This is a genomic window from Caulobacter sp. GW821-FHT12D05, assembly GCF_058807295.1.
Genome location: NZ_JBXAQO010000004.1, coordinates 988,333 through 1,012,425, shown reverse-complemented (window position 1 = coordinate 1,012,425; position 24,093 = coordinate 988,333). Strand labels below are relative to the sequence as shown.

The 24,093-nt window shown below is 68.4% G+C and carries 18 protein-coding genes and 1 pseudogene; 9 read left to right on the top strand and 10 right to left on the bottom strand.

Going from position 1 to position 24,093, the window contains the following annotated elements:
* Nucleotides 1-6 precede the first annotated feature (6 nt).
* A complete protein-coding gene (locus AC1RRR_RS23065) occupies nucleotides 7-885 on the bottom strand; it encodes an ABC transporter ATP-binding protein (RefSeq protein WP_454718389.1) in 879 nt (292 codons plus the stop codon).
* Between the two features lie 190 nt (nucleotides 886-1,075).
* Here AC1RRR_RS23065 and AC1RRR_RS23060 point away from each other — a divergent pair, with 190 nt between their 5' ends.
* Genes AC1RRR_RS23060 through AC1RRR_RS23050 form a run of 3 tightly spaced genes read left to right on the top strand, consistent with a single transcriptional unit; the run spans nucleotide 1,076 to nucleotide 3,072 of the window.
* Nucleotides 1,076-1,768: a fumarylacetoacetate hydrolase family protein gene (locus AC1RRR_RS23060; protein ID WP_492816460.1), complete on the top strand. Its 693-nt coding sequence runs from the start codon at nucleotides 1,076-1,078 to the stop codon at nucleotides 1,766-1,768.
* Between the two features lie 8 nt (nucleotides 1,769-1,776).
* A complete protein-coding gene (gene maiA / locus AC1RRR_RS23055; protein WP_492816458.1) occupies nucleotides 1,777-2,409 on the top strand; it encodes a maleylacetoacetate isomerase in 633 nt (210 codons plus the stop codon).
* Nucleotides 2,410-3,072, top strand: a complete 663-nt coding sequence (locus tag AC1RRR_RS23050) for a carbonic anhydrase (RefSeq protein ID WP_492816456.1) — start codon at nucleotides 2,410-2,412, stop codon at nucleotides 3,070-3,072.
* On the opposite strand, the gene pbpC is transcribed toward AC1RRR_RS23050, so the two are convergent.
* The 4 genes from pbpC to AC1RRR_RS23030 form a co-directional block, all read right to left on the bottom strand.
* Nucleotides 3,069-5,078: a penicillin-binding protein 1C gene (gene pbpC / locus AC1RRR_RS23045; protein WP_492816454.1), complete on the bottom strand. Its 2,010-nt coding sequence runs from the start codon at nucleotides 5,076-5,078 to the stop codon at nucleotides 3,069-3,071. The two genes, AC1RRR_RS23050 and pbpC, sit on opposite strands and share 4 nt — an antisense overlap.
* A gap of 35 nt (nucleotides 5,079-5,113) precedes the next feature.
* The gene (locus tag AC1RRR_RS23040) at nucleotides 5,114-10,174 is read right to left on the bottom strand and encodes an alpha-2-macroglobulin family protein (RefSeq protein ID WP_492816452.1); all 5,061 of its coding nucleotides are present in this window, start codon (nucleotides 10,172-10,174) and stop codon (nucleotides 5,114-5,116) included.
* Nucleotides 10,175-10,280: 106 nt separating this feature from the next.
* Nucleotides 10,281-11,108, bottom strand: coding sequence for a carbonic anhydrase (locus tag AC1RRR_RS23035; protein ID WP_492816450.1), 828 nt, complete (start codon nucleotides 11,106-11,108; stop codon nucleotides 10,281-10,283).
* A 75-nt stretch (nucleotides 11,109-11,183) separates the two neighbouring features.
* The gene (locus AC1RRR_RS23030; RefSeq protein WP_492816448.1) at nucleotides 11,184-11,657 is read right to left on the bottom strand and encodes an Lrp/AsnC family transcriptional regulator; all 474 of its coding nucleotides are present in this window, start codon (nucleotides 11,655-11,657) and stop codon (nucleotides 11,184-11,186) included.
* A gap of 119 nt (nucleotides 11,658-11,776) precedes the next feature.
* Here AC1RRR_RS23030 and ald point away from each other — a divergent pair, with 119 nt between their 5' ends.
* Complete coding sequence (gene ald, locus AC1RRR_RS23025; RefSeq protein ID WP_492816446.1) at nucleotides 11,777-12,889, top strand: alanine dehydrogenase; 1,113 nt, start codon at nucleotides 11,777-11,779, stop codon at nucleotides 12,887-12,889.
* A 139-nt stretch (nucleotides 12,890-13,028) separates the two neighbouring features.
* Here ald and AC1RRR_RS23020 read toward each other — a convergent pair whose 3' ends face one another.
* Nucleotides 13,029-13,733, bottom strand: a complete 705-nt coding sequence (locus AC1RRR_RS23020) for a glycosyltransferase family protein (protein ID WP_492816444.1) — start codon at nucleotides 13,731-13,733, stop codon at nucleotides 13,029-13,031.
* 167 nt (nucleotides 13,734-13,900) lie between these two features.
* Nucleotides 13,901-14,779 carry a bifunctional regulator KidO gene (locus AC1RRR_RS23015; protein WP_492816442.1) on the bottom strand — a complete coding sequence of 293 codons (879 nt, stop codon included), beginning with the start codon at nucleotides 14,777-14,779 and terminating at the stop codon, nucleotides 13,901-13,903.
* Between AC1RRR_RS23015 and AC1RRR_RS23010 the strand changes: the two are divergent.
* Nucleotides 14,772-15,853, top strand: a pseudogene (locus tag AC1RRR_RS23010) (XdhC family protein). The gene AC1RRR_RS23015 and the pseudogene AC1RRR_RS23010 sit on opposite strands and share 8 nt — an antisense overlap.
* Here the strand turns inward: AC1RRR_RS23010 and AC1RRR_RS23005 are convergent.
* On the bottom strand, nucleotides 15,850-16,605 hold the full coding sequence (locus tag AC1RRR_RS23005) for a creatininase family protein (protein WP_492816440.1): 756 nt from the start codon (nucleotides 16,603-16,605) through the stop codon (nucleotides 15,850-15,852). The pseudogene AC1RRR_RS23010 and the gene AC1RRR_RS23005 overlap by 4 nt on opposite strands.
* 156 nt (nucleotides 16,606-16,761) lie before the next feature.
* Here AC1RRR_RS23005 and acs point away from each other — a divergent pair, with 156 nt between their 5' ends.
* The 4 genes from acs (at nucleotide 16,762) to AC1RRR_RS22985 (ending at nucleotide 20,814) form a co-directional block, all read left to right on the top strand.
* Nucleotides 16,762-18,705, top strand: a complete 1,944-nt coding sequence (gene acs, locus AC1RRR_RS23000; protein ID WP_492816605.1) for an acetate--CoA ligase — start codon at nucleotides 16,762-16,764, stop codon at nucleotides 18,703-18,705.
* Nucleotides 18,706-18,739: 34 nt separating this feature from the next.
* Nucleotides 18,740-19,312 (top strand): SRPBCC family protein, encoded by a 573-nt coding sequence (locus AC1RRR_RS22995; protein ID WP_492816438.1) that lies wholly within the window; start codon nucleotides 18,740-18,742, stop codon nucleotides 19,310-19,312.
* Nucleotides 19,309-19,713 carry a thiol-disulfide oxidoreductase DCC family protein gene (locus AC1RRR_RS22990; RefSeq protein ID WP_492816436.1) on the top strand — a complete coding sequence of 135 codons (405 nt, stop codon included), beginning with the start codon at nucleotides 19,309-19,311 and terminating at the stop codon, nucleotides 19,711-19,713. Before AC1RRR_RS22995 ends, AC1RRR_RS22990 begins: the two co-directional genes overlap by 4 nt.
* A 99-nt stretch (nucleotides 19,714-19,812) precedes the next feature.
* Nucleotides 19,813-20,814: an SIR2 family protein gene (locus AC1RRR_RS22985; RefSeq protein WP_492816434.1), complete on the top strand. Its 1,002-nt coding sequence runs from the start codon at nucleotides 19,813-19,815 to the stop codon at nucleotides 20,812-20,814.
* Between the two features lie 102 nt (nucleotides 20,815-20,916).
* Here AC1RRR_RS22985 and AC1RRR_RS22980 read toward each other — a convergent pair whose 3' ends face one another.
* Both AC1RRR_RS22980 and AC1RRR_RS22975 read right to left on the bottom strand, forming a co-directional pair.
* Entirely contained in the window at nucleotides 20,917-23,433 is a 2,517-nt protein-coding gene (locus AC1RRR_RS22980) for an HWE histidine kinase domain-containing protein (protein WP_492816432.1), read from the bottom strand.
* On the bottom strand, nucleotides 23,420-24,010 hold the full coding sequence (locus AC1RRR_RS22975) for a biliverdin-producing heme oxygenase (protein ID WP_492816430.1): 591 nt from the start codon (nucleotides 24,008-24,010) through the stop codon (nucleotides 23,420-23,422). The genes AC1RRR_RS22980 and AC1RRR_RS22975 overlap by 14 nt, the downstream gene beginning before the upstream one ends.
* Between the last annotated feature and the right edge of the window lie 83 nt (nucleotides 24,011-24,093).

Here is a 24,093-nt window from a genome sequence, read left to right as displayed (position 1 = left end):
TCCCCGTCAGGCCGCCCGCCGCGTGGTCGAGAGGGTGGAGAAGTAGACGTCCTCCAGCCCGCCCTCGACAGGGGTGAAGCCCTCGCCCGGATTGTCGTCCGACAGGATGTGGATGACCGTGCGGCCAGCCAGCAGGCGGGTCGAGATGACCTTGTAGCGGGCCTTGGCGGCCTCAAGCTCGGCCTTGTCGATGATCTTCTTCCAGATCCGGCCCTTCAGCTGGCCGACCAACTCGGCCGGCGCGCCTTCGCGCACGATGCGGCCGTCGCAGATGATGGCCATGGCCGGGCACAGGTCGCTGACATCCTCGACGATGTGGGTCGAGAGAATCACCACCACGTTCTCGCCGATCTCGGCCAGGAGGTTCAGGAAGCGGTTGCGCTCTTCGGGATCGAGGCCGGCCGTCGGCTCATCGACGATGATCAGGCGCGGGTCGCCGATCAGGGCCTGGGCGATGCCGAAGCGTTGGCGCATGCCGCCCGAGAAGCCGGCGATGGCCTTCTTGCGCACGTTCCACAGGTTCACCTGGTTCAAGAGGTGCTCGACCGTGGCCTTGCGCTCCTTGGCGCCCGAGACGCCCTTCAGCACCGCCATGTGGTCCAGCATGTCGTAGGCCGAAACCCGCGGATAGACGCCGAAGTCCTGGGGCAGGTAGCCCAGGGTCTTGCGCAGCTCCTCGGGCGTCTTCAGCACGTCGATGTCGCCGAAGCGGATGTGGCCCGAGGTCGGGGCCTGCAGGGTGGCGATGGTGCGCATCAGGGTCGACTTGCCCGCGCCGTTCGGGCCCAGCAGGCCGTACATGCCGCGTGGGATCGTCAGGCTGACCTCGTCCAGAGCACGCGTGCCGTTGCCATAAACGTGAGTCAGATTTTCGATGATGAGCATGCGCGTCCTAAAGCCCCCAATAAGCCGCCAATATCCCCGACCGTGACATGACGCGACGGCGCGGACCGGAGCAAGTGAAAGAACATTTAGGCGAAGACCTCAACCGCAGGATTTCTGAACGGCGACCACTTTGCGGCCTCGATCCCGGCGGGGGTTTTGGCGTACGGATTTTGGGTCTACAGGAGGCGCCATGACGACCTATGCCTTTCCCCCGCACGCCATTCCGACGGTCCCGGTGGAGGGCCAAGGAGGCGAATCTCATTCGGTCTTCCCGGTGCGCCGCATCCTGTGCGTCGGCCGCAACTACGCCGCCCACGCCCGCGAAATGGGCGCCGATACGCGTGATCCGCCGTTCTTCTTCTCCAAGCCCGCCGACGCGATCGCGCCGCTGAAGGCCGAGATCGCCTATCCGCCGGCGACCAGCGACCTGCATCACGAGATCGAACTGGTCGTGGCCCTGAAGAGCGGCGGCGCGAACCTCTCGCCCGAGCAGGCGCTGGAGGCCGTGTTCGGCTACGCGGTCGGCGTCGACCTGACCCGCCGCGACCTGCAAGGCGCCGCGAAGGCCAAGGGCCAGCCGTGGGAAGCCGGCAAGGCCTTCGACGAAAGTGCTCCGATCACCGCCATCCGCGTCATGGACGCGCCCGCGCCGGAAGCCGCCGTCACCCTGTCGGTCAACGGCCAGGAACGCCAGCGCGGCGAGGTCGGCGACATGATCTGGAACGTCGGCGAGGTGATCGCCAAGGCCAGCGAGCTGTGGACCCTGGCCGCCGGCGACCTGATCTTCACCGGCACCCCCGAAGGCGTTGGCGCCATCGCCCGCGGCGACACCGTCGTCGGCGAGGTCGAAGGCGTCGGCCGTCTCGAATTCACGCTGGTCTAGGGGCCGACATGAAGCTGGTCCTGCACAGCGCCAAGCGCGCCGCCGCGCCCTATCGGGTGCGCATTGGCCTGAACCTGAAGGGCCTGCCCTACGAGCTGCGGCCCGTGGACCTGGTGGCCAACGCCCATCACGAAGACGCCTATCGCGCCCTGAACGCCCAGGCCCTGGTGCCGACGCTCGAGGTCGACGGCCGTCCCCTGACCCAGAGCCTGGCCATCCTGGAATGGCTGGACGAGGTCTCGCACGAGCCCGCCCTGCTGCCGGCCACGGCCTATGAACGCGCCATCGTGCGGAGCATGGCCGAGATCATCGCCTGCGACATCCATCCGCTGAACAACCTGCGCGTCCAACGCCAGCTGACGGCCTTAGGCGTCGGCGAGACCGACCGCAACGCCTGGACCGCCCGCTGGATCAGCGACGGCTTCCACGCCCTCGAACCGATGGTCGCCCAGCACTCGGGCGGCTTCGCGTTCGGCGACGCGCCAGGCCTGGTGGACTGCTGCCTGGTGCCGCAGGTGTTCAACGCCGGCCGTTTCAACGTCGACCTTTCGCCCTTCCCGGCGATCCAGGCCGCCGCCGCCCGCGCGGCCAAGCACCCGGCCATCGCCGCCGCCCATCCTGACCATCATCCGGAGCGCTAGATGCTTGAAGACCTGAAAGCCAACAACCGCGCCTGGTCGAAGAGCAAGACCCAGATCGATCCCGAGTTCTTCAAGCGCCTGGAGAACCAGCAGAGCCCCGAATATCTCTGGATCGGCTGCAGCGACAGCCGCGTGCCGGCCAACGAGATCGTCGGCCTGGATCCGGGCGAGCTGTTCGTGCACCGCAATGTGGCCAACCTGGCCCCGCCGCAGGACGCCAACTACCTGTCCGTGCTGCAGTTCGCGGTCGACGTGCTGAAGGTCAAGCACGTGATGGTCGTGGGCCACTATGGCTGCGGCGGCGTGGCGGCGGCCATCGACGGCCAGCGCCGGGGCCTGGTCGACCACTGGCTGCACCCGATCCGCGAGGTCCATGCCGAGCACAAGCACGAGCTGGAAGCGATCCCGGAAAGGCGCGACATGCTCGACCGCCTGACCGAGCTGAACGTCGCCCGCCAGGTGCGCAACGTCGCCGCCGACGTCTTCGTCCAGGACGCCTGGGCGCGCGGCCAGCAGCTGGCCGTGCACGGCTGGGTCTATTCGCTGGCCGACGGCCTGGTGAACGACCTCAACATCGGCATCGCCAGCCGCGAGGACTATGAGCGGACCATCGCCGACACGGTGGTGCAGGATCGTCCGTTCTGGAAGCGGGAAGAGGGCTAACCGCCCTTGATCCGCACCTTGGCCGTCACCCGGCGGCCTTGGGCGTCCACCACCGCCAGTTTGTAGAAGCCCGGCGCGCTGGGCTTCCAGATGGCGCGGCCGCTGACCGGATCGGGGTCCAGCGGCTGGCCTTCCACATACCAGGTCAGGCCTTCGCCCTCGGCGGCGAGGACCAGGCCCCGCGCCTTGGCGCCCAAGGCGTCGACCTGCACCGACGCGCCGTCGGGCGGGAAGATCAGGCGGGGGCCGGCGTGCTCGGCCTGCAGCTTCTGCAACGCCAGCGGCGCTGACTTCGGGGCGATCGGGCGGGGGGCCGAGGTCTGGGTTCCGATGGCGTCGGCGACATCAAACAGCAGCGGCAGGGCCGCGTCGCGTCCCGTCAGCCCGCCCCGCGCGCCGCCATCGGCCCGGCCCGTCCAGACCAGTATCGCATAGCCACCGACCACCCCCGCCGCCACCGCGTCGCGGAAGCCGTACGAGGTGCCCGTCTTGAAGGCCATCGACGGCCCGCCGCGCGTCAGGGCCGAGGGCGCGCGACCGCGCGGAGCCGGGGCCTCACGCAGGATGTCCAGCACCTGGCTCGCCGCCTCGGGCCTGACCAGGCGGTGGCCGCTTGAACGCTCGCGGGTCTTGGCCTCGTCCTCGGTCCAGGCCAGGGGCTTGGCGATGCCGCCGTCGCCGAGCGCGGCGTACAGCATGACGAGGTCGCGCCAGGTGATGCCTTCGCCGCCCAGGGCCAGGGCCAGGCCGGCCTCCTTCAGTTGAGCCTTCGGACGCGCCAGATGGGCGCCGGCGGCTTCGATGCGACCGGCGAAGGTCTCGGGACCCAGCTTCTCCAGGGTGGCCACGGCAGGGACGTTCAGCGAGTGGGCCAGGGCCTCGCGCACCGTGACCTTGTCGTGGAAGACGCGGTCGAAGTTCTCGGGCTGATAGTCGGCGAAGCGGGTGGCGCTGTCGGCCAGCTGGGTGTCGGCGGCGACCAGACCATCATCCATGGCCATGGCGTAGATGAACGGCTTAAGGGCCGAGCCGGGCGAGCGCAGGGCGCGGGTCATGTCGACCCAGCCCCCGGCCCGGTCGCGGCCCGCCGAACCGACGGCGGCGCGGACCGCTCTGTTCTTGATCTCGACCACCAGGATGGCGGCCGTCGCATCGGGCCCTTGCGCGCCCGCCACGGCGGCGGCCATCGGCTCCAGCCGTGACTGCAGGTCGGCGTCGAGGGTCGAGACCACGCTGGCCTGGTTCTGCGGCGCATTGCGGGCCAGCTCGCCGGCGACGTGCCAGGCCAGAGCCGGGAACGGCGTGCGGCGCGGCAGGGGCTCGTTCTCGGCCTCGTAGGCGGCGGCCTGGCTGATCGCACCGGCGTGGACCATCTTCTCCAGCACGGCGGTCCGGGCGCGCTTGGCGGCGTCGGGGCGACGATCCGGACGTCGGGCCTCAGGCGACTGCGGCAGGGCGATCAGCATCGCCTGCTCGCCGTCGGTCAGGCTGGACGGCTCATGACCGAAATAGCTGAGACTGGCCGCCCGCGCGCCTTCCAGATTGCCGCCATAGGGGGCGAGCGTCAGGTACAGCGCCAGGATCTCGCGCTTGGACAGCCGCGACTCCAGCTGCACGGCGCGGACCATCTCGATCAGCTTGGAGCTCAGATTGCGCGGACGCGGCTCGAGCAGGCGCGCGGTCTGCATGGTCAGGGTCGAGGCCCCGGACGTCACCCGGCCGTGCACCACCGCCGAGCCGATCGCCCGCGTCAGCGACAGTGGATCGACGCCCAGGTGCCACCAGAACCGCGCGTCCTCGACCTTGATCAGGCGCTTCTGGAACGTCGGGTCGGTGCGCTCAAGGTCGGCCCGGATCCGCCACCGCCCGTCCTCGACCGGCAGGGCCCGCAGCCACGCGCCGCGCCGATCCAGGGTGACCGGCGAGGAGTGTTTGGCCCGCGTCATGTCCGGCGGGAACACGGCGCTGAGGGTGAACAGCGCCGTCTCGATGGCGAGGGCGATCACCAGGCCTCTGGTGATCGCCCCAACTTTGTCATCTCTCACTGCCCGGGCGCGATCGTCGCGCGCGAGGCTTCCGAACGGCCGACCACCGCCGGACGGTACATGTCCTTGGCCACCGTCCCCGGCAGGAAGAAGCTGCCCGGCGTCACCGCTCGCGCCACATAGGCCAGGGCGAACGGCTTGCCGCCTTCCAGGTCCAGCGCGGCGATGAAGCGGTCGTCGCGGCTTTCCTGGACGTCGGCGGCGGTCAGCTGGCCGAGGAATTTGAACGGACCGTTCTGGGCGTCGTCGGCGCCCAGGGTGGTCTCGATCTCGAAGCCGGCCGGCAGGGCGTCGTCGACCACCAGGGCGGTCGAGCGGGCCTGCTGGTTGGAGCCAGAGACCAGCACGATCACCCGGTCGCCCTGGCGGATGGTGCTGGGATCGATCGCGCCGCCGCCCATCGACAGCAGGCGCTTGGAGACCGACAGGCCTTGGGCCGTCGCGCCCGGCGCCGAGGTGGGAGTGCCGCGCACGGACACCGTCCGCCACAGCGTCCCCTTGCCGGTGTTGGTAAAGCGGGCGTCGGCCAGCTTGCCCACCGCCCAGCGCGGCGCGCCGCCGGCCGGCGGCAGGGCGTTGGCGCCCTTGGCGTCGATCGACATCGGACCCGAGGCCTGGATCAGGGCGTTGGCCGCGTGCAGCAGCGCCGCCTGTTCCTGGGTGTTCAGGGCGTCGGGATCCTTGCTGACGTTCTCGAGGCGGGCCTGCATCTGGCGCGCGATGTCCATCATGTTGGACTCGGCCGCCAGGGCGGTGACCACCGCGGTGTCGCGCAGGGTCGACTGGTACCAGTCCTGCTCATCGCGATAGCCCAACGAGGAGACCGCCTGGCGCATGGCCGAGCGGGCGCGGGCGTTGTCGCCCATGCGGGCCAAGCCGGCGGCCACGTAGGCCTTGGCGACCGGCTGGCTCTCGTCCTTCATCTGCACGTCGTGCCACCAGCGCAGGCGGGCCAGGTCACCCTTGCCGGCCTTGGCCATCACATAGAGGGCGTAGGCGCTGGCGCGGCGACGCATGCGTTCGGTGGCCTTCTTGGAGGCGTCCTCGTTGCTCGCCCACCAGCCCGGATACTCCATGCGATAGGCGACCGACGCCCAGCCTTCCGGCCGGCTGACCTGGCGCATGGCCCCGACGGCCTTGTCGATGGCGTTGTCGGGCACGGCGACGCCTTGCGCGCGGGCCTCCAACAGGAAGTCGACGACATAGGCCCCCAGCCACGGATCAGCCTCACCGTCGCCGACGCGCCACAGGCCAAACGCCCCGTCCATCGTCTGGCGGTCCAGCAGCTTGCCCACCGCGCCGGCCAGGGCGGCCGGCGTGCGCTTCAGTTTCGGATCGTTCGAGAAGGTCTGGGCGTACAGCAGCGGATAGGCCGTCGAGACCAGCTGCTCGGTGCAGCCGTACGGATAGCGCTGCAAGGCCACCGCGATCGCCGACGGGTCGAAGCCCCGGATCGGCGAATAGCTGACCTGCATGGTCACGTCGCCCGCCGCCAGGCCCGAGAGGAGGCTGTAGGGCGGGGTGTAGGCCTCGCCAGGCTTCTGGATCTCGGTAGTGGTGCGCACCACGTCGCCCCAGCCCAGGCGGGTCTGGATCGGATAGTCCTTGCTGGTCGCAAAGCCCGGACCGGCGACCTTGAAGCCGATCTTGCCGATGCCGGTGACGTCCGGCGCCAGGAAGGGGATCTTCTCGGCGATGCGCTGGCCCAGGATCAGCTGGAACACCTTCTTGAAGGCGACCTTCAGCCCGTTGGTCGAGAAGGCTTCGGCGGTGTAGGCGCCCGGCTTGCCCTCGACATTGTGCAGCTCCAGCGTGGCGTAGGCCTGGTCGCCCGGCGCCAGGAAGCGCGGCAGGTTCAGGTCGGCCACCACCGGCTGGCGCACGGTCAGGGGCTTGCTGGCCGAACCGACGGCGGTGTCAGTCCAGGCCACGGCCTGGATGCGCAGTTCGCCGTTGAAGTCAGCGGCCGGCAGCTTGATCACCGCCTTGCCGTCCAGACCGGTCTCGACGACGCCGGACCACAGGGCCACGGTCTTGATCGGGGTGGTCGTAAGACCCTCGCCGCCGACCTCGTCGCCGCCGAAGTTGATGTTCGCCGGCGCGCCCATGTTCGGGTCGAGCAGGCGGCCGTAGTCGTCGCGGTAGTTCAGGGTCAAAGCCCGCTTGCCGAAGTACCATTTCACCGGGTCGGGGCTGTCCTGGTGGGTCAGGCGCAGGATGCCCTCGTCCACCGCGGCGATGGTGATCTTGGCCTTCTGGCCAAAGCCCATGCCGGTCACCTTCACCGGGATCTCGACCGGAGCCTTGCTGTCGATCTTGGTCGGCGTGCCCAGATCCACGGTCAGCTTGCGGCCCTTGGGGTCGAGCGGGACGTAGACCAGGCCCAGCGCGCGGCGGGGCTTGGGCGACGCGACCGGGTCACGCGGCTGGATGACGCTGACCATGATGTAGGCCCCGCCGCCCCAGGCGGCCGAGGTCTTCAGGCGCACGGTGGTCCCGTTCTCACCGACCGTGACGGTCTTGAGGTCGATCAGGCGATCGGTGGCCACCGCCACCTGGGCCTCACCGGCATAGGGCGGCTTCAGGGTGATCTCGACCGTGTCGCCTTGGCTATAGGTCTTGGTCCCCGCCGACACACGCACGACGTCCGGCGCCTCGCCCTCGCGAGCGGGGGCGCCCCAGCCGGCCGAGAAGCGGGTGACGGTCTTGGCGCCGTCCGCGCCCTCGATCTCGAGGCGATAGTCGCCCCAGCCCAGGCGGCGGGTGAACTTGGCCGGCGAGCCGGCGCCGATATTGACCTGCGCCTTGGCCACGATCGCGTCGCGGCTGCTGCGGCGCCATTGCCAGCGGCCGTTCTGCTGGAACCAGTCATAGTCCCAACGCTCGGCCACCAGGGTGTAGGTGGCCGTCGCGCCGATGCGCTGGCCGGCGGCGTTGACCGCGATCATGTCCAGGCTGACGGGCGGATCGCCCTTGCCGGCCTCGCCCTGGTCGACCTTGACGCCGTAGTAGACGGACTTAGCCCGAACCTTCAGGTCCACGCCCTCGCGGACCGGACGGCCGCCCGGCTCGAACACCGAGGCTGTGACCGAGGCGACCAGCGGCTGGGCGGTGTCGCCCGCATCCGTGGTCCCGACCGACAGGATCGCCCGTCCCTCGCCGTCGGTGACGGTCGAGCCCAGGTCGATATATTTCTCGTCGAAGGCCTTGGACTGGTCGCCCCACTGGAAGCCCTTATAGGCCGGGAACGGGTCGGTATCGGCGCGCAGGCGGGCCTCGCCTTGCGTCTGCAGGCCAGCGCCGGGCGCGCCGTAGAGGAAGCGGGCCGAGACGTCGACCTTGCGGGTCTCACCGGCCGCGACCGGGACGGACTCCTGGCCCGTGGCGGTGACCGCCAGGCGCTGCGGCGCGAAGTCCTCGACCGAGAACGACAGGCTGCCGGTCTCATCCTCGATGCCTTCGATATGCAGCTCGGCGGTCCAGCGGCCGCGCGGGGCCGAACGCGGCAGGGCGATGTCGGCCAGCACCGCGCCGGCATTGGCCTGGCTGAACGGATAGCGCTTGAACTCGACGCCCGAGGGCCGCTTGACCAGGATCTCGCCCTTGCGGTCGGTCACGGCCTTGGCCATGCGGTCGCGGACCATGGCGGTCAGGTGGACCGTCTCGCCAGGCCGGTAGATGCCGCGATCGGCATAGAGGTAGCCGTCGATGTCGGCCGCCACGCTGCGCCCGTCGACGCCGCCCTCGGTGCGGCCGCCGACGCCCTGCTTGGACAGGTCGACCGGCGAACGGTCCAGGTCCAGCAGCGCCAGGTCGCCTTGCGGGCCATAGGCCATGACCATCTTGGCGCGCTCGGCGCCCTGGCCCTTCAGCAGCGGACGCAGGAACCGCACGCGGCCGTCGGCGTCGCTGCTGGCTTCGGCCAGGGACTCGCCGTCGGCGGCCACCAGGGCCACCCGGACACCCGACAGGGTCTTGGCGCTCTTCAGCGAGCGGACCACCACGTCCAGGCTTTCCGAGCCGTCATAGCCCAGCAGGGCCATGTCGGTGAACACGATCCAGCGGCGGGCCTGGGCGGGGTTGTTGTCGCCGTTCTCCTCGTCGGGATCGCGGCCGCCCGAGACGTCGCGCGCCTTGATCACGAAGGCGCCGGCCTTCATGTCCTTCAGCACCGCGCCCAGCGGGAAGACGGTGGTGGCCTTCTGGCCGGTCGCGCCGCCGGTGACCGGCACCGTGCCCTTCCAGACGCGGCGGCCGTCGTCGCCCACCGAGTCGTCACCATAGTCGCCGGCCCAGTCGCCTTCGCCAGTCGGATCGGGGGCGGAGATCGACTTGCGCACCAGGTTGCGGTCCGGCACGCGCCAGACTTCCACAGCCAGGGTCTGGACGTTGATCGTCTCGATGGCGACGCCGTCCGACTCCTCGCGCGGCAAGATCACGCCGTCGCCGGCGAAGCCCACGTACGGCGGCTTCTCGCCGAAGGTGAAGTCGACATCGGCATTGGCCGTCAGCGTGTCGCCGCCCTTGGCCGGCAGGCCCTTCAGCAGGGTGATGCGGTGATCGGTGAAGCCGATGCCGCCCAGGCACAGCTCGTCGCCCTTCACCCGCACCGACGGCTGGCGGCCGATGTCGGGCGAGACCAGCACGAAGTCGGCATAGGACTTGGACGGATCCAGGTCCTTGCTCATGCGGATGCAGGCCAGCGGATCGGAGCCGGAGCTGTCGACGCGGGTCTGCCAGACCGCGAAACCTTCAGGCTTGGGGATCCCGCGACGGGGCGCGTTGGCGCCGCGCGGCTTGCCGAACAGCGACCAGGCCTCGCCCTTGACCGACTGCACGCCGGCCGGCTTGCCGCCGCCAAAGAACATCCCGGCCTTGCCGACCGCGAAACCGCCGCCGAAACCGACGACCAGCGCCCCGGCCACGGCGATCGCCACCGGACCCTTCAAGGCCTGCGGCCAACGCTCGGCAACCTGCGTGCGGAAACCGTCCCAGCGCGCCTTGAAGGAAGATTGGGTGTCGCGACCGCCTTCCGGCGGCGTCTCGTCCGTCGACATCCGTGTCTTCCCTTGATTTGCGCAGATTCCAGGCGAATTGAGCCTAAGCGCGACCAGGGGTCAACGGCAGTCGAATGACAGTGTTACGCTGAATACTTAAGCTTGATCAGGCGTCGAACGACACGACACCCGTCGCCAGATCGTAGCAGGCCGAGACCACCTTCAGGCGGCCTTCGTGGATGCGTTCGGCCAGGACGCCGTCGGCGACCTTCAGGCGGCCGGCGATGTCGCGGACGTTGCGGCGGATGGCGGCGTCCTGCAGGTCGGCGGGATGGGTCTCGTCGGCCTCCAGCACGGCCGGGATGATCGGCAGCACCATCTCGTGCAGGGCGCCGTGCAGCTCGGCGTGCTTCTTGGCGACGTCCACGGCCGCGCCGACGGCGCCGCACTTGGTGTGGCCCAGCACGACGATCAACGGTGCGCCCAGATGCTCGACGGCATAGACGATCGAGCCCAGGCCCTCGCGGCCGACGGTCGAGCCGGCCACGCGGATCACGAACAGCTCACCCAGATTGCAGTCGAAGACCAGTTCCGGCGCGGTGCGGCTGTCGGCGCAGCCGATGACCACCGCGAACGGCTTCTGGCCCTTGGAGAGCTCGGCCACGCGGGCCAGCGTCGGCAGCATCAGGTTGGCGCCGCCGCGGGCGAAGATGGCGTTGCCGTGCTTCAGGCGGCCCAGGGCCTCTTCGGGCGAGACCTCCTGGGCGGGCGCGGCGGCGGCCGGGGCGTGAGCGGCTTCCGCTTCCATCGGCTTGACGCTGGCCAGGGCCTTGTCCAGCGCGGCCTTGTCGGTGGTCTGGTGCTTGAGGGCCGAATGCGTGCGGCGGCCCTTCTTGGTCAGGAGGCTGGGCGAAGGGCCATCGCCCTCGGCGAAGGCCAGGGCCGGCGCGGCCATACCGGCCAGAGCCCCCAGCAGGATCCGTCTCGAAACCATCTCGTCCCCCGACGCGGTTTGAATGTCGGGAAGAAGACTAAGGACTCAACCGCTCAGGATTGGTTAACTACGCCCTCACAGCGGCAATTCGGCGCGCTTAACGACAGTGCGCATGGCGATACTGCTGCTGACGCGAACCACACCAGGGATGCGGGTCAGCTCCTGGGCGTGAACCCGCTCCAGGTCGTCGACGTCGCGCACCACCAGCCGCAGCAGATAGTCCGAGCCGCCGGTCATCAGGTAGCACTCGGCCACCTCACGGACATTGGCGATGGCCTTCTCGAAGGCGCTGAGCGTGCCCTCGGCCTGGGACGACAGGGTGACGGTGACGAAAACGCTGAGCGGCAGGCCCACCGCCCGCTCGTCGATCACCGCCGCATAGCGGCTGACGACCCCCGCCTCTTCCAGCGCCTTGACCCGGCGAAGGCACGCGGACTCGGAAAGATTCACCGCCTCAGCCATTTCCACATAGCTGGCGCGGCCCCGCCGCTGCAGCAGGTGCAGGAGCTTCCGGTCGAAACTATCAAGCTCAACGGCGGTTTTCTTCATGTGAATGACATAGCACGCAGGAATCCTGCACAACAGCGGTCACCGGACACGAAATCACCAGGGAAACTGCACTCGCCTGAGCGCACAGTCCCGGTCAAAGCGCTTTTGGAGGAAGCATCATGCGCGTTGGCGTCCCTTCCGAGATCAAACCGGGCGAACACCGGGTCGGACTCACCCCTACGGCCGTCCGTGAATATGTCGGTCACGGCCACACCGTCCTCGTCCAGTCGGGAGCCGGCCTCGGCGCCGGCTATGCCGACGACGTCTATGTCAAGGCGGGCGCGACCATCGCCCCGGACGCCGCAGCCGTCTTTGCCGGCGCGGACATGATCGTGAAGGTCAAGGAACCGCAGAAGGTCGAGTGGGAAAAGCTCGAACCCCGCCACATCCTCTTCACCTACCTGCACCTGGCGCCCGATCCCGCCCAGACCGAAGGCCTGCTGAAGAGCGGCTGCGCGGCCATCGCCTATGAGACCGTCACCGACGCGCGCGGCGGCCTGCCGCTGCTGGCGCCGATGTCGGAAGTGGCCGGCCGGATCGCCGTGTTCTCGGCGGCCGAGACCCTGCTCAAGCACAATGGCGGCATGGGCCTCTTGCTCTGCGGCGTGCCCGGCGTGCCCCCGGCTCGCGTGGTCGTGCTGGGCGGCGGCGTGGTCGGCTCAAACGCCGCCCGCATGGCCGCAGGCCTGGGCGCCGAAGTGGTGGTGCTGGAACGCTCGATCCCGCGCATGCGCGAGCTGGACGACCTGTATCAAGGCCGGATTCTCACGCGCTACTCGACCTTCGCCGCGGTGGAAGAAGAGATCCTCAAGGCCGACGTCATCATCGGCGCGGTGCTGACCGCCGGCGCGGCCGCACCGAAGCTGGTGCGTCGTGAACACCTGAAGCAGATGAAGCCGGGCTCGGTGCTCGTGGACGTCTCGATCGACCAGGGCGGCTGCTTCGAGACCAGCAAGCCGACTACCCATGCCGAGCCGACCTACACGGTCGACGGCGTCGTCCACTACTGCGTGGCCAACATGCCCGGCGCGGCCCCGCGCACCTCGTCCGAAGCCCTGGGCAACGCGACCCTGCCGTTCGGCCTGGCGCTGGCCGACAAGGGCCTGGACGCGCTGAAGACCAATGTCCACCTGGCGCGGGGCTTGAACGTCCTGAACGGCGAACTGACCCACCCGGCCGTGGCCGAGGCGCTGGGCAAGACGTCGGTGGATCCCTACGGGGCTTGGGCCTAACCCCACACCGATCTTCCCGGCGAAAGCCGGGACCCAGATCGTAAGGCTGTGAGGCGCATGCAAAGACGCCCGCGATCCTGTCCGGACCGCGGGCGTTCTTGCATCTGGGCCCCGGCTTTCGCCGGGGAGACGGATTCTGTTAGGCCGCGAAGCGCGCGATGTCCTGGCGGCTTTCGACCAGGTCCAGCACGTCGCCCATACGGAAGCCCGGATCGACCGGGTGCAGGGCGTCATAGACCGAGCGGGCGAAGGCCAGGTCGGCGGCGGTCTTGACCCGCCAGTCCAGCTTGGACCAGTCGCGGGCGGCCTTCAGGTGGGCCTGGCTCCAGCGTTGCGGCTGGTTGCGGATGGCGGCGGTCGGCGAGATGCGGGCCTGCGGGTCGCGCTCCTCGGCGGCGGCGTCGCGCAGCACATTGGCCTTGATCACCTCGACCTCGAGACCGGCCGGGAAGGTGCGCTGCACGCGGTTGGAGGTGTAGTCGGCGCCGCTGGCCAGGGCCATGCGGACGGCGTCGTCAATGACACCAGGATCCATGAACGGCGCGTCGCCCTTCAAGCGGACCACATGGCTGACCGAGCTGATCGCCTCGGCGCAGCGGGCGATGCGCGCCAGAATGTCGGCGCCGGCCCCGCGATGGACGGTGTGACCGCGCGAGACCAGGAAGCCGGCCAGGGCGTCGTCGGCCGCGTCGGTGCTGGTGGCGACGATGATCTTGGAAAGGCAGCGCGCGCCGCGCAGGCGTTCCAGCTGGCGCACGATCATCGGCTGGCCCTGGAGGGTGGCCATCGACTTGCCCGGCAGGCGGGACGATCCCATGCGGGCTTGCAGGACAGCGAGGATCATGACGCGTTTCCCTTTGTTGGGATAAAGCTAGACTAGACTGATAAAACTGATGTGAATCAGAAACTTACAGGTCGCTAACCGGCATGCTTAATTCGCGGATACCAAGACGCGCGAAAAAGGCGGCTGGTTGAGCCGCCTTCACTGTCGCTGGTGATTCTAGAGGTGGATCAGGCGACCCAACGTCGCGGGTCGAGCGCGACCGGATCGTCGATGGCCATCTCGTCCCAGTCGAGGTCCGGCGGCGGGCTCGAGGCGGCGGCCACGACAGCCGACAGCTCGGCGGCCGAGTTGACGCCGACCAGCACGGCCGAGCCTTCGGGGCGCGACAAAGCGAAACCCAGAGCCGCTTGCAGCGGATCAGAGCGCCCCTCGGCGATCATGCGGCGCACGCGCGACAGACGGCCCGAGGCGCCCTTCAGCTGGGCTGGGACGCGGTCGGGCGGCAGGAACAGCAGGCCGTTCAGGAAGATCGAGCGCAGATGCACCTCGACGCCCATGCCGGCGATGCGTTGCAGCGAGCCGTCGGCCAGCAGGCGCTGATCGAGCAGCGAGGCCGGGGCTTGCAGAATGTCGGGCTTGAAGCGACGGGCGACGCCGACCGGATCGTCGGTGGCGTGGGCCGCGACGCCGATCTTGGCGAACAGGCCCTGGTCCTTCAGGCGATGCAGGCGGTCCCACAGGGCCGCGCCGTGCGGGCCGCACAGTTCCGAGGGCGAGTGGACGATGATCGCATCGGCGCGCTCGACGCCGATCCGGCGCAGCGTGGCGCGAGCCTCGGCCTCGACAAAGTCGGGACCTCGATCGGCGCGGGCGGTGGCCAGGGTGACGCGGAACGGCACCGGGCGCGGAATCAGGTCGCCCAGCACGGTCTCGGCGCGGCCGAACAGGCCCGAGGCGTCCAGCACCGACAGACCGGCGCGGGCGGCGATGTTCAGGATATCGCGCGTCTCGGCTTCAGGCGAACGACCGCGCGGCGCCGACGAGCTACCGCCGTCGAGACCGAACTGGGCCGCAGCCAGACCGAGTTTTGTGACCGAAATGGACATCGCCATCCGTGCGCGAAAACACCAACAGACGCGAACGGTACGCGCCAAGGTTTGAACATCAGGTTTCTGGAAACTTGCCGAGGCGTTAACATCGCCATGATGACCGACGCCTACTCAGACGACACCTGGCCGATGCACGGCATGGCCGACGACGCCCGCCCGGCCTTGTCCGCCGCGCTTTCCCGGGGGCCGGCCACCCTGGCCACCATCACCGCCCTGGGCGGCGGCGGACCGCGTCCGATCGGCGCCCAGATGGTGTTCGGCGAAAATATTGTTTCGGGCTTCCTCTCCGGAGGTTGCATCGAGGCCGATGTCGAGATGCATGCCGAGGCCTGCCTGGCCGACGGCCAGCCGCGTCGCCTCGTCTATGGCGAGGGCAGCCCCTGGCCGGACATCCGCCTGCTGTGCGGCGCGCGCATCGAAATCCTGGTCGAGAAGATCGAAGCCGACGATCCGGCCGTGGCCGAGCTCTTGGCCCTGAACGACGCGCGCAAGACCGCCCACTGGATGAGCGACGGCCTGCGCCGGGTCTGTTCCGAAGCGCCGATCTTGCCCTGGCCCCAGGCGTTTGGCCGCACCTATCTGCCGCCACCGCGCCTGGTGGTGCTGGGCGGCGACCCGACCGCCCTGGCGGTGGCCAGCCTGGGGGCGCAGTCGGGCTTCGAGACCTTCCTGGTCCGCCCCAAGGGGCCGGTCGCGCCGCCGCCGCTGGCCGGCGTCGCCTACAGCCGCGAGACGCCCGACGCGGCGCTCTCCGGCATCGCCCTGGACGCCTGGACCGCCGTCGCCGTCTGCGGCCACGATATCGAGCTGGACCACGACGCCCTGATGGCCGCCCTGCCCTCGCCCGCGCCCTATGTCGGCCTCTTGGGCGCGCGCCGCCGCCTGCCCGAGCGGTTGGCGCGGTTGAAGGCGGCCGGACTCACCGACCGTGACTTGGCCAAGCTACGCGCTCCGATTGGCCTCGATCTCGGCGGCAAGGCGCCGTTCGAAGTGGCCGTGGCGGTGATCGGCGAGATCATGGCCGCGCGCCACGGCCAGCCAGTGATCGCGCGGCGCGTGGTGGAAGCCTAGACTGGCGCGCGCTCGTTCCCGAACGCGGCGATGTCTTCGAGCAGGGCGTTGGCCGCCATGTCGACCAGTTCGCCGCCCTTTTCGGGCGTGGCCTGGGCCGGGTCAGAGCCCATGCGGCCGTCGGCGTAGCGGGCGCGGAAGTCCAGGGCCTCGCGGATCGGACCGGTGGGCGCGATCTTGGGCTCATAGGCCGTGGTCTTGATCGTCTCCGGATACGCCCACTGGGTCACGGCGATCTCGGACGGGGTGGCGTGCGAGCCGTGACCGACCGGGAATTGACGGTTGGCCAAGGCGTTGACGCCAGCCAGATCCCACCAGTTCTTCAGCTTCAGCGCGAACGGCGCGCGGGTCTGGCGGAAGCTGTAGTCGGCATAGATCTCCGAGAACGCCGCCTCGATCGAGGCGACATTGCCGCCGTGGCCGTTCAGGAAATAGATCTTCGTGAAGCCGTGCGCGCCCAACGACCGCACCCAGTCGCCGATCGCGGCGATGAAGGTCGAGGGCCGCAGGAAGATGGTGCCCGGAAACGCCAGGTGATGCTGGGCCATGCCGATATTGAAGGTCGGGGCCACCAGGATCCGATCGCCCGCCCGCTTGCTGGCCTCGTGGGCGATGATCTCCGGACACAGCCAGTCGGTGCCCAGCAGGCCGGTCGGCCCATGCTGCTCGTTCGAGCCGATCGGCACGACCACGGTCTGGCTGGTCTGGATGCGGGCTTCGATTTCGGACCAGGTCGACAAGGCGAGCAGCATAGGAAAACTCCGGACGGATAGAGGAGACGACGCTTTACGCTCCTCATATAGGGCCGTCATCTTCCGGCCGTATCGGGGCGAGAAACCGAAATGGTCTTCTTGCGCCGGGCCGGGAGCTTCGCCTATTCCGGCGGCCAACGAGATAAGGGAGTACGGCTGGTGAGCGACGGACAGGTTTTCCCGGTGCCCGACGACTTGGCGAAGTCGGCGCATATCGACGCCGCCGGCTATGAGGCCGCCGTGGCGCGTGTCGAGGCCGACCCCGAGGGCTACTGGCGCGACATCGCCGCCCGCCTGGACTGGATCAAGGCTCCGACCAAGATCAAGGACGTCTCGTACGCCAAGGACGACTTCCGCATCCGCTGGTACGAGGACGGCGTCCTCAACGTCTCGGCCAACTGCCTGGACCGCCACCTGCCGGCCAAGACCGACGACGTCGCCCTGATCTTCGAAGGCGACGAGCCGGGGACCTCCAGCACCCTGACCTACGGCCAACTGCACGAGGAGGTTTGCCGCATGGCCAACGTCCTCAAGGACCTGGGGGTCAAGAAGGGCGACCGGGTCACGATCTATCTGCCGATGGTTCCGGTGGCCGCGGCCGCCATGCTGGCCTGCGCCCGCATCGGCGCGGTGCACTCGGTGGTGTTCGGCGGCTTCTCGCCCGACAGCATCGCCGGTCGCATCAAGGACTGCGAATCCCGCATCGTCATCACCGCCGACCAGGGCCGTCGCGGCGGCAAGCGTGTGCCGCTGAAGGCCAATGTCGACGAGGCGCTGCTGCAGTGCCCGGAAGTCGAGAAAGTGCTGCTGATCCGCTGGACCGGCGCCGACGTGCCGGTCGTCGAAGGCCGCGACGTGGTCTATGGCGATGTCCGTGAGGCCGCTTCGCCGGTGTGCGAACCCGAGCCGATGAACGCCGAGGATCCGCTGTTCATCCTCTACACCTCGGGCTCGACGGGAAAGCCCAAGGGCGTGCTGCACACCACCGGCGGCTATCTGGCCTGGGCGTCTTGGACCTTCTGGGCGGTGTTCGACTACAAGCCCGGCGAAGTCTTCTGGTGCACGGCCGACGTGGGCTGGGTCACCGGCCACAGCTATGTCGTCTACGGCCCGCTGGCCAATGGCGGGACCAGCCTGATCTTCGAAGGCGTGCCGAACTATCCGACCCCCAGCCGCTTCTGGGAGGTGGTCGACAAGCACAAGGTCGAGATCTTCTACACCGCCCCCACGGCCCTGCGCGCCCTGATGCGCGAGGGCGACGAACACGTGACCAAGAACGACCTGTCGTCGCTGCGCGTGCTGGGCAGCGTCGGCGAGCCGATCAATCCCGAGGCCTGGCTCTGGTACCACCGCGTGGTCGGCAAGGAGCGCCTGCCGATCGTCGACACCTGGTGGCAGACCGAGACCGGCGGCATGCTGATCACGCCTCTGCCGGGCGCCACGGACCTGAAGCCGGGCTCGGCCTCCAAGCCGCTGCCGGGCGTCAAGCCGCAGCTGGTCGACGCCGAAGGCGGCGTGCTGGAGGGCGCGACCGAGGGCAACCTCGTGATCACCGACAGCTGGCCGGGCCAGATGCGCACGGTCTATGGCGACCACCAGCGCTTCTTCGAGACCTATTTCTCGACCTATCCCGGCAAGTACTTCACCGGCGACGGCTGCCGCCGCGACGCCGACGGCTATTACTGGATCACCGGCCGGGTCGATGACGTGATCAACGTCTCGGGCCACCGCCTGGGCACGGCCGAGATCGAGAGCGCCCTGGTCGCCCACGAGGCCGTCGCCGAGGCCGCAGTGGTCGGCTATCCGCACGACATCAAGGGCCAGGGCGTCTACGCCTATGTGACCCTGAAGGCCGGTGTCGAGGCTACGGACCAGCTGCGCAAGGACCTGATCCTGTGGGTCCGCCACGAGATCGGTCCGTTCGCCGCCCCCGACATCCTGCAATGGGCCCCGGGCCTGCCCAAGACCCGCTCGGGCAAGATCATGCGCCGCATCCTGCGCAAGATCGCCGAGAACGAATTGGGCAGCCTGGGCGACACCTCGACCCTGGCCGATCCGTCGGTGGTCGACGATCTCGTGAAAAATCGCGCGGGGGCGTAACGAACGGCAGGCCAGCTGCGTTAGCTTGAGTGTGATGCGCCGGCTTGCTCCCTTCGTGCTCCTGATCGCCCTGGCGGGTCCCGCCCTCTCCAAGGCTGAGGCGGCTGACGCCGAGTGGGAGATAAAGGGCGACGGCATCACGGTCGACGCTCAGGCCGACAATCGCGGCCGCGGCACGGTCCGGGCCAGCGTCGACATCGACGCCCCGCCCAGCGTGGTGTTCCGCATCATCCTGGACTGCGACCGCGCCGCCCGCATGAGCCCGGGCGTCAAGAGCTGCCGCGTCGTCTCGCGCGCCCCGGACGGGACCGAGATCCGCGAGCACACGGTGCGCTGGAGCTTCTTCCTGCCGACCATGCGCTCGACCTCGCGGGTGACCCTGATCCCGGATCGCGAGATCCACTTCACCTGCATCGGCGGCGACATCCGGGCCTGCGACGGCTCGTGGCGGCTGGAGCCCCTGGAGGGCGGCCAGCGCACCCGCGTTACCTACGACATGTGGGCCAGCTCGCCCTTCGCCGTCCCGGCCGGCATGATCAGCGCCATGATGCGCAAGGACGTGCCCAGCTCGCTGAGGGCGCTGCGGCGCGAGTGCGAGGGACGATGACTCCGGACGGCCTGATGCTGTTCGACGGCGTCTGCCATCTGTGCGACGGGACGGTGCGGACCGTGCTGCGGCTGGACCGCAAGGGCGCTATCCGCTTCACGCCGATCCAGTCGCCATACGGCCGCGCGCTGGCGCTGGCCCACGGCATCGATCCCGACACGCCCGAGAGCTTCCTCTTCTTCGACCAAGGCCGCCCCCTGCGAAGAACCGCCGCCATCGCCGCCCTGCTGCGCCGCCTGGACACCCCCTGGCGCTGGCTGGCCTTCATCGACCGCCTGCCGCGTGGACCTGCGGATGTGGCCTATGACTGGATCGCCAGGAACCGCTACCGGCTGCTGGGCAAGAAGGACCGCTGCATGGTCCCGACTGAGGGGCAGCGGGCGCGGTTCGTGTTGGAGTAGGGACGGCTGTGGCGCGGCAGGTGGGATCCGCCGCTGTCGCTCATTCGGCGGATAGACTTTTTACCTCAAATCCCATTTTTTACCTCGCGCGAGGTTGAAATGGGAAAAACTGTATTTGTTCTAGGGGCCGGTGCCTCGAAGGATTTTGGCGATTACATGCCGGTCGGGGAAGAGCTGGCTGCTCAGATCGACCGCACTCTGATCGATGAGTTTTCGCAAGCCTCCATCACGAATGGAGGCTTGGTTAAGGACTCATTCCTACAGGGCGGGGGGCTGTTTCCTGACCATAGACGGGCGGCGTTGCAGATCTGCAAGAGCCTACATTCCAAACCTTCGATCGACGAACTCATCGACGAATGGATAGATTTTCCCGAATTCGCCACCGTCGCGAAGCGCGCGATAGCAGCTTCGCTGCTTTCAGCGGAAAGTAGCAGTTCACTTATGATCCCACTCGACGACGAGGTCGGATGGGCGACAGCTTTTCGGCCTTTGCGAAACAGCTGGGCAAGTTGGCTATTTCGAAACGTGGGTGGCAACGGGGTCCAGCGACGACAGGCGTTTCAAGCATTTAGCGACGTCTCGTTCGTTACCTTCAACTACGACCGCTGCCTTGAGCAGTTTCTACTGGCGAACTTCATCCACACATGTGGACTGGCTGAGGATGTGGCCCGCGCAGCGCTGAATCAGGTCGAAATACACCATGCTTATGGCTCGCTCGGATCACTCGAGCCGACGAATAAGCCCGTCGTAGCTCCCTTTGGCTCAACTGCTCCTTGGTCGGTTAAGGGGGCAGCAGATCAGATAAAAACATTCACTGAAGAAGTGGAGAGTGGCGCGGCCGAGAAAATCTGGCGAACTATCGATAACGCCAAACGCATCATTTTTCTGGGCTTCGGATTCCACGAGCGCAACTTGGACCTCCTATTCGGCACGGGCCGAAATTGCCCACCCGTGCCCGTCGCTGGAACTTGCACATTCTTCGACACACGCGCTTGGAGAAGTCCTGCCCAACGATTTGGCACAGCTGGGCACCAGATCTGGGAACGGGCGTTTGCTGCGGATTTTATGGGTCGGAGAGGAGAAGAGGCCCTGTTCGACTGATCTGATCTGCGCGTGGGAACGACAGCTATGCGACCGCTTCAGACACCGGGTCCATATCAAGGAACCCCCTCAGCATTTTAGAAAGTTCCGACTAGCCCGCCCCTAAAACAACGCCCGCACGCTCTCGGCGCTATACGGCTTCTGCAGCACCGGCGTTTCCTTGAACCGCTCCGGAAACGCCGCGCTGTCGCCAAAGCCCGTGCCGAAGGCGAACGGGATGCCGGCGTCCTGCAGGGCCTCGGCGACCGGGAAGCTGGTCTCCTGACCCAGATTGACGTCCAGGATCGCGAACGGCGGCTTGTCCTCGGCCAGGGCCTCGAAGGCCTGGGCCACGCTGGAGGCGACCGTGATCTGCTTGACGCCCAGGCGGGTCAGCATGTCCTCCAGGTCGAGGGCGATGATCATGTTGTCTTCCAGCACCAGCATCTTCTCGGGCGCACGCACGGGCGTGTCGGCGCGGCGCGGCTGGTTCACGGTCGCGGTGACGCCTTCGCTGCTGACATAACGACCGGGGATGCGGATGCGGGCCTGGAAACCCTCGGGCCGATAGTCCAGCTCGACCTCGCCGTTCAGATCGTGCGGGATCGAGTGTTCGATGATGGTCGAGCCGAAGCCCCGGCGGGTGGGCGGAATGACCAGCGGACCGTCCTTCTCGCGCCAGTCGATGATCAGGTCGCCCTTGGCGTCGCGGGTCCAGTCGATCGTCACCTGGCCGCGCTGGTCGCACAGGGCGCCGTACTTGGCCGAGTTGGTCATCAGCTCGTGGATGACCAGGGACAGGATCGAGAAGGCGTCGGGCGCCAGGGCGGTCGGCGCGCCGTTCAGCTTCACGCGCTCGGCCTTATTGGAGAGATAGGCCTCGGCTTCGGCGGTGATCAGGTCGGACAGCGCGCCTGGCCCCCACTGGTGGCGGGTGATCTGGTCGTGGGCGCGGGCCAGGGCCTGGACGCGACCACCCACCACCTCGGCGAATTCCTCGACCGTGGCGACGCCCGAGCGGCTCTGGGTGATCAGGCCGCGGATCAGACCCAGGATATTGCGCACCCGGTGGTTCAGCTCGGCGATCAGCAGTTCCTGGCGCTGGTTGGCGCGCTGGCGCTCCTCGTCGGCCAGGTCCGTCAGGCGGAAGACGATCTCCAGCAGGCTGGCGCGCATGCTCTCGGCCAGCGACCGCTCGACGGCGGTCCACGGCCGGCTCTGGCCGCGCACGGTCTCTTCCCAGGCCTCGAAACTCTTGCGCGGGGTCAGGCGGTCGCCCATCGGCCCGACCTGGACCAGCTTGGCCGGCTTGCCCGCCCACACCACCGTCTGGGCCGCTTCCTTGCGGAAGAAGATCAGGTAGTCGCGCGGGGCCCGCGACAGCGGCACGGCCATCATCCCGGCCGCTTTGCCCGCCCAGGCCGCCGCCGAGGGCAGCAGGGTCGCGATCTCGTTGGTGGAGAACACCGAGTGGGTGTCCTTGTCCCGCAGCACCCGGATCAGCGTGTGGACGTCGCTGGCGTCGGGCGTGGAGTCGCGCAGGGTCAGCCGCCCTTCCAGCCACAGGGCCAGGCCGTCGCAGCCGACCAGGCGGCTCAGGTCGTCGAGATAGGGGCTGAGGCCGTCGGCGCCGGTATTGGCCTTGACCACCGCGTTCATCAGCCGGTCGTGCAGGTTGCGCGCCTCGGCCATGCGCCGGGTTTCGATCTCGCGCTCGCGGCTTTCCAGGGTCAGGGAGAACAGCTGGCCAAACAGCTCGGCGGCCGTGCGGCGCTCGTAGCTGATGTGCTTGGGGGCGTAGTGGTGGCAGGCGAACAGGCCCCACAGCTTGCCGTCGCGCAGGATCGAGATCGACAGCGAAGCGGCCACGCCCATGTTGCGCAGATATTCGATGTGGATCGGCGAGACGGCCCGCAGCATGCTCATCGACAGGTCGACGGGCTCGCCGGAGGGGCTGACCTGCGGGATGATCGGCGAGACCTCGGCGTCGACGTCGGCGATGATCCGCAGCCAACTTCTTTCATACAGCGCCCGAGCCTGCACCGGGATGTCCTGGGCCGGATAACGCTGGCCCAGGAACGAGCCGATGCCGGGTCGCACCGACTCGGCGATCACCTCGCCGGCGCCGTCGTGGGCGAAGCGGTAGACCATGACCCGGTCGAATTCGGTCAGGGCGCGCACCTGGCGGGCGGCCTCGTGGCAGAACTCCTCGAAGGTTGGGCGGGCGGCGATGCGCGTCGTCATCGAACGCACGGCCGAGGCGGCCTCGATCAGGACGTCGGCCCGGCTGGGCTCGCCCTCGACGATCAGCAGGCGGCCGGAATAGTGCAAGGCGAGGTCGAAGTCCTCGCCGCCGTCGACCAGGGGCTGGCCGAACATCCGCTCGACCGCGTCGGCCCCGCGCATGATCTGCAGGCGGCCGCGGATGTTGTGGATGGCGTGGCCGCTCATCACCTGGGTCAGCGGCTTGCCCAGCAGGTCCTCGGGCGACAGGCCCAGGTAGCGCAGGCTGGTGGTCGAGGCGTGGACGACGACCCAGTCGGAATTGACGGCCAACAGGAAACCGAACGGCTGGACCGAGCCCAGGATGTGGATCGGCTCCCGGTCGCAGTTGGTCAGGTCGACCTCAAACCCGGACATGGGCGCCATTTCGGACATTCAGGGCTCCAGACGGGGCGAGCCTCTCGAACGCCTCCGAGAAACATCGGAAGCCATATCGCGCGCCCGCCTCGGCGGCGTCTGTCCGAAACCCGACTTTGGGTATCGCATCCAGCCACGCCAGGAACGATCGCCACAGATCCGGCCCTTCGCCGTGCGTCAGATAGGCAAGCGGCAGGCCGGCGCCGCCGGCGCGGACCTGGCGGGCCAGGAACTTGGCGCCCAGGCGCGAGCCTTCCAGCACATAGAGCAGGCCGGCGACGGCCTCCGGGGACGAGATCTCGGCGGGCTCGAACGATGGAGCTTCCAGGCCCAGCTCCGCCAGATCGGCGGCCAAGGCGGCGCGGCGCGCGCGCTGGGGCCAGTCCGGCAGTTGCTCGGCGACGCCGGCCTCCTCCAGGGCCAATTCCAGAGGCGCGAGGGCGGCGTAGGAGGCGCTGAGAAAGGCCCCGTAACCGATGGGCGTCTCGATCCGCCAGCCGGCCACCACGGCGTCCAGCGCCGCATGGTCTTGCGAAGTGGCCGCGCGCAGGCGGTCGCGGAGCGAGATTTCAGACAAGTATTTCCCCCATACGCATCGACCCTACGGTCATAGGGGGCGAGACAACCAATTGTAACACTGACGGCGCCATTCGGTTCCGG

Excerpts from the sequence above, each read along its gene's own strand:
- AC1RRR_RS23065 (WP_454718389.1), bottom strand. The coding sequence starts at position 885 with ATGCTCATCATCGAAAATCTGACTCACGTTTATGGCAACGGCACGCGT.
- AC1RRR_RS23060 (WP_492816460.1), top strand. The coding sequence starts at position 1,076 with ATGACGACCTATGCCTTTCCCCCGCACGCCATTCCGACGGTCCCGGTG.
- maiA (WP_492816458.1), top strand. The coding sequence starts at position 1,777 with ATGAAGCTGGTCCTGCACAGCGCCAAGCGCGCCGCCGCGCCCTATCGG.
- AC1RRR_RS23050 (WP_492816456.1), top strand. The coding sequence starts at position 2,410 with ATGCTTGAAGACCTGAAAGCCAACAACCGCGCCTGGTCGAAGAGCAAG.
- AC1RRR_RS23040 (WP_492816452.1), bottom strand. The coding sequence starts at position 10,174 with ATGTCGACGGACGAGACGCCGCCGGAAGGCGGTCGCGACACCCAATCT.
- AC1RRR_RS23035 (WP_492816450.1), bottom strand. The coding sequence starts at position 11,108 with ATGGTTTCGAGACGGATCCTGCTGGGGGCTCTGGCCGGTATGGCCGCG.
- AC1RRR_RS23030 (WP_492816448.1), bottom strand. The coding sequence starts at position 11,657 with ATGAAGAAAACCGCCGTTGAGCTTGATAGTTTCGACCGGAAGCTCCTG.
- ald (WP_492816446.1), top strand. The coding sequence starts at position 11,777 with ATGCGCGTTGGCGTCCCTTCCGAGATCAAACCGGGCGAACACCGGGTC.
- AC1RRR_RS23020 (WP_492816444.1), bottom strand. The coding sequence starts at position 13,733 with ATGATCCTCGCTGTCCTGCAAGCCCGCATGGGATCGTCCCGCCTGCCG.
- AC1RRR_RS23015 (WP_492816442.1), bottom strand. The coding sequence starts at position 14,779 with ATGTCCATTTCGGTCACAAAACTCGGTCTGGCTGCGGCCCAGTTCGGT.
- AC1RRR_RS23005 (WP_492816440.1), bottom strand. The coding sequence starts at position 16,605 with ATGCTGCTCGCCTTGTCGACCTGGTCCGAAATCGAAGCCCGCATCCAG.
- AC1RRR_RS22995 (WP_492816438.1), top strand. The coding sequence starts at position 18,740 with ATGCGCCGGCTTGCTCCCTTCGTGCTCCTGATCGCCCTGGCGGGTCCC.
- AC1RRR_RS22990 (WP_492816436.1), top strand. The coding sequence starts at position 19,309 with ATGACTCCGGACGGCCTGATGCTGTTCGACGGCGTCTGCCATCTGTGC.
- AC1RRR_RS22985 (WP_492816434.1), top strand. The coding sequence starts at position 19,813 with ATGGGAAAAACTGTATTTGTTCTAGGGGCCGGTGCCTCGAAGGATTTT.
- AC1RRR_RS22980 (WP_492816432.1), bottom strand. The coding sequence starts at position 23,433 with ATGTCCGGGTTTGAGGTCGACCTGACCAACTGCGACCGGGAGCCGATC.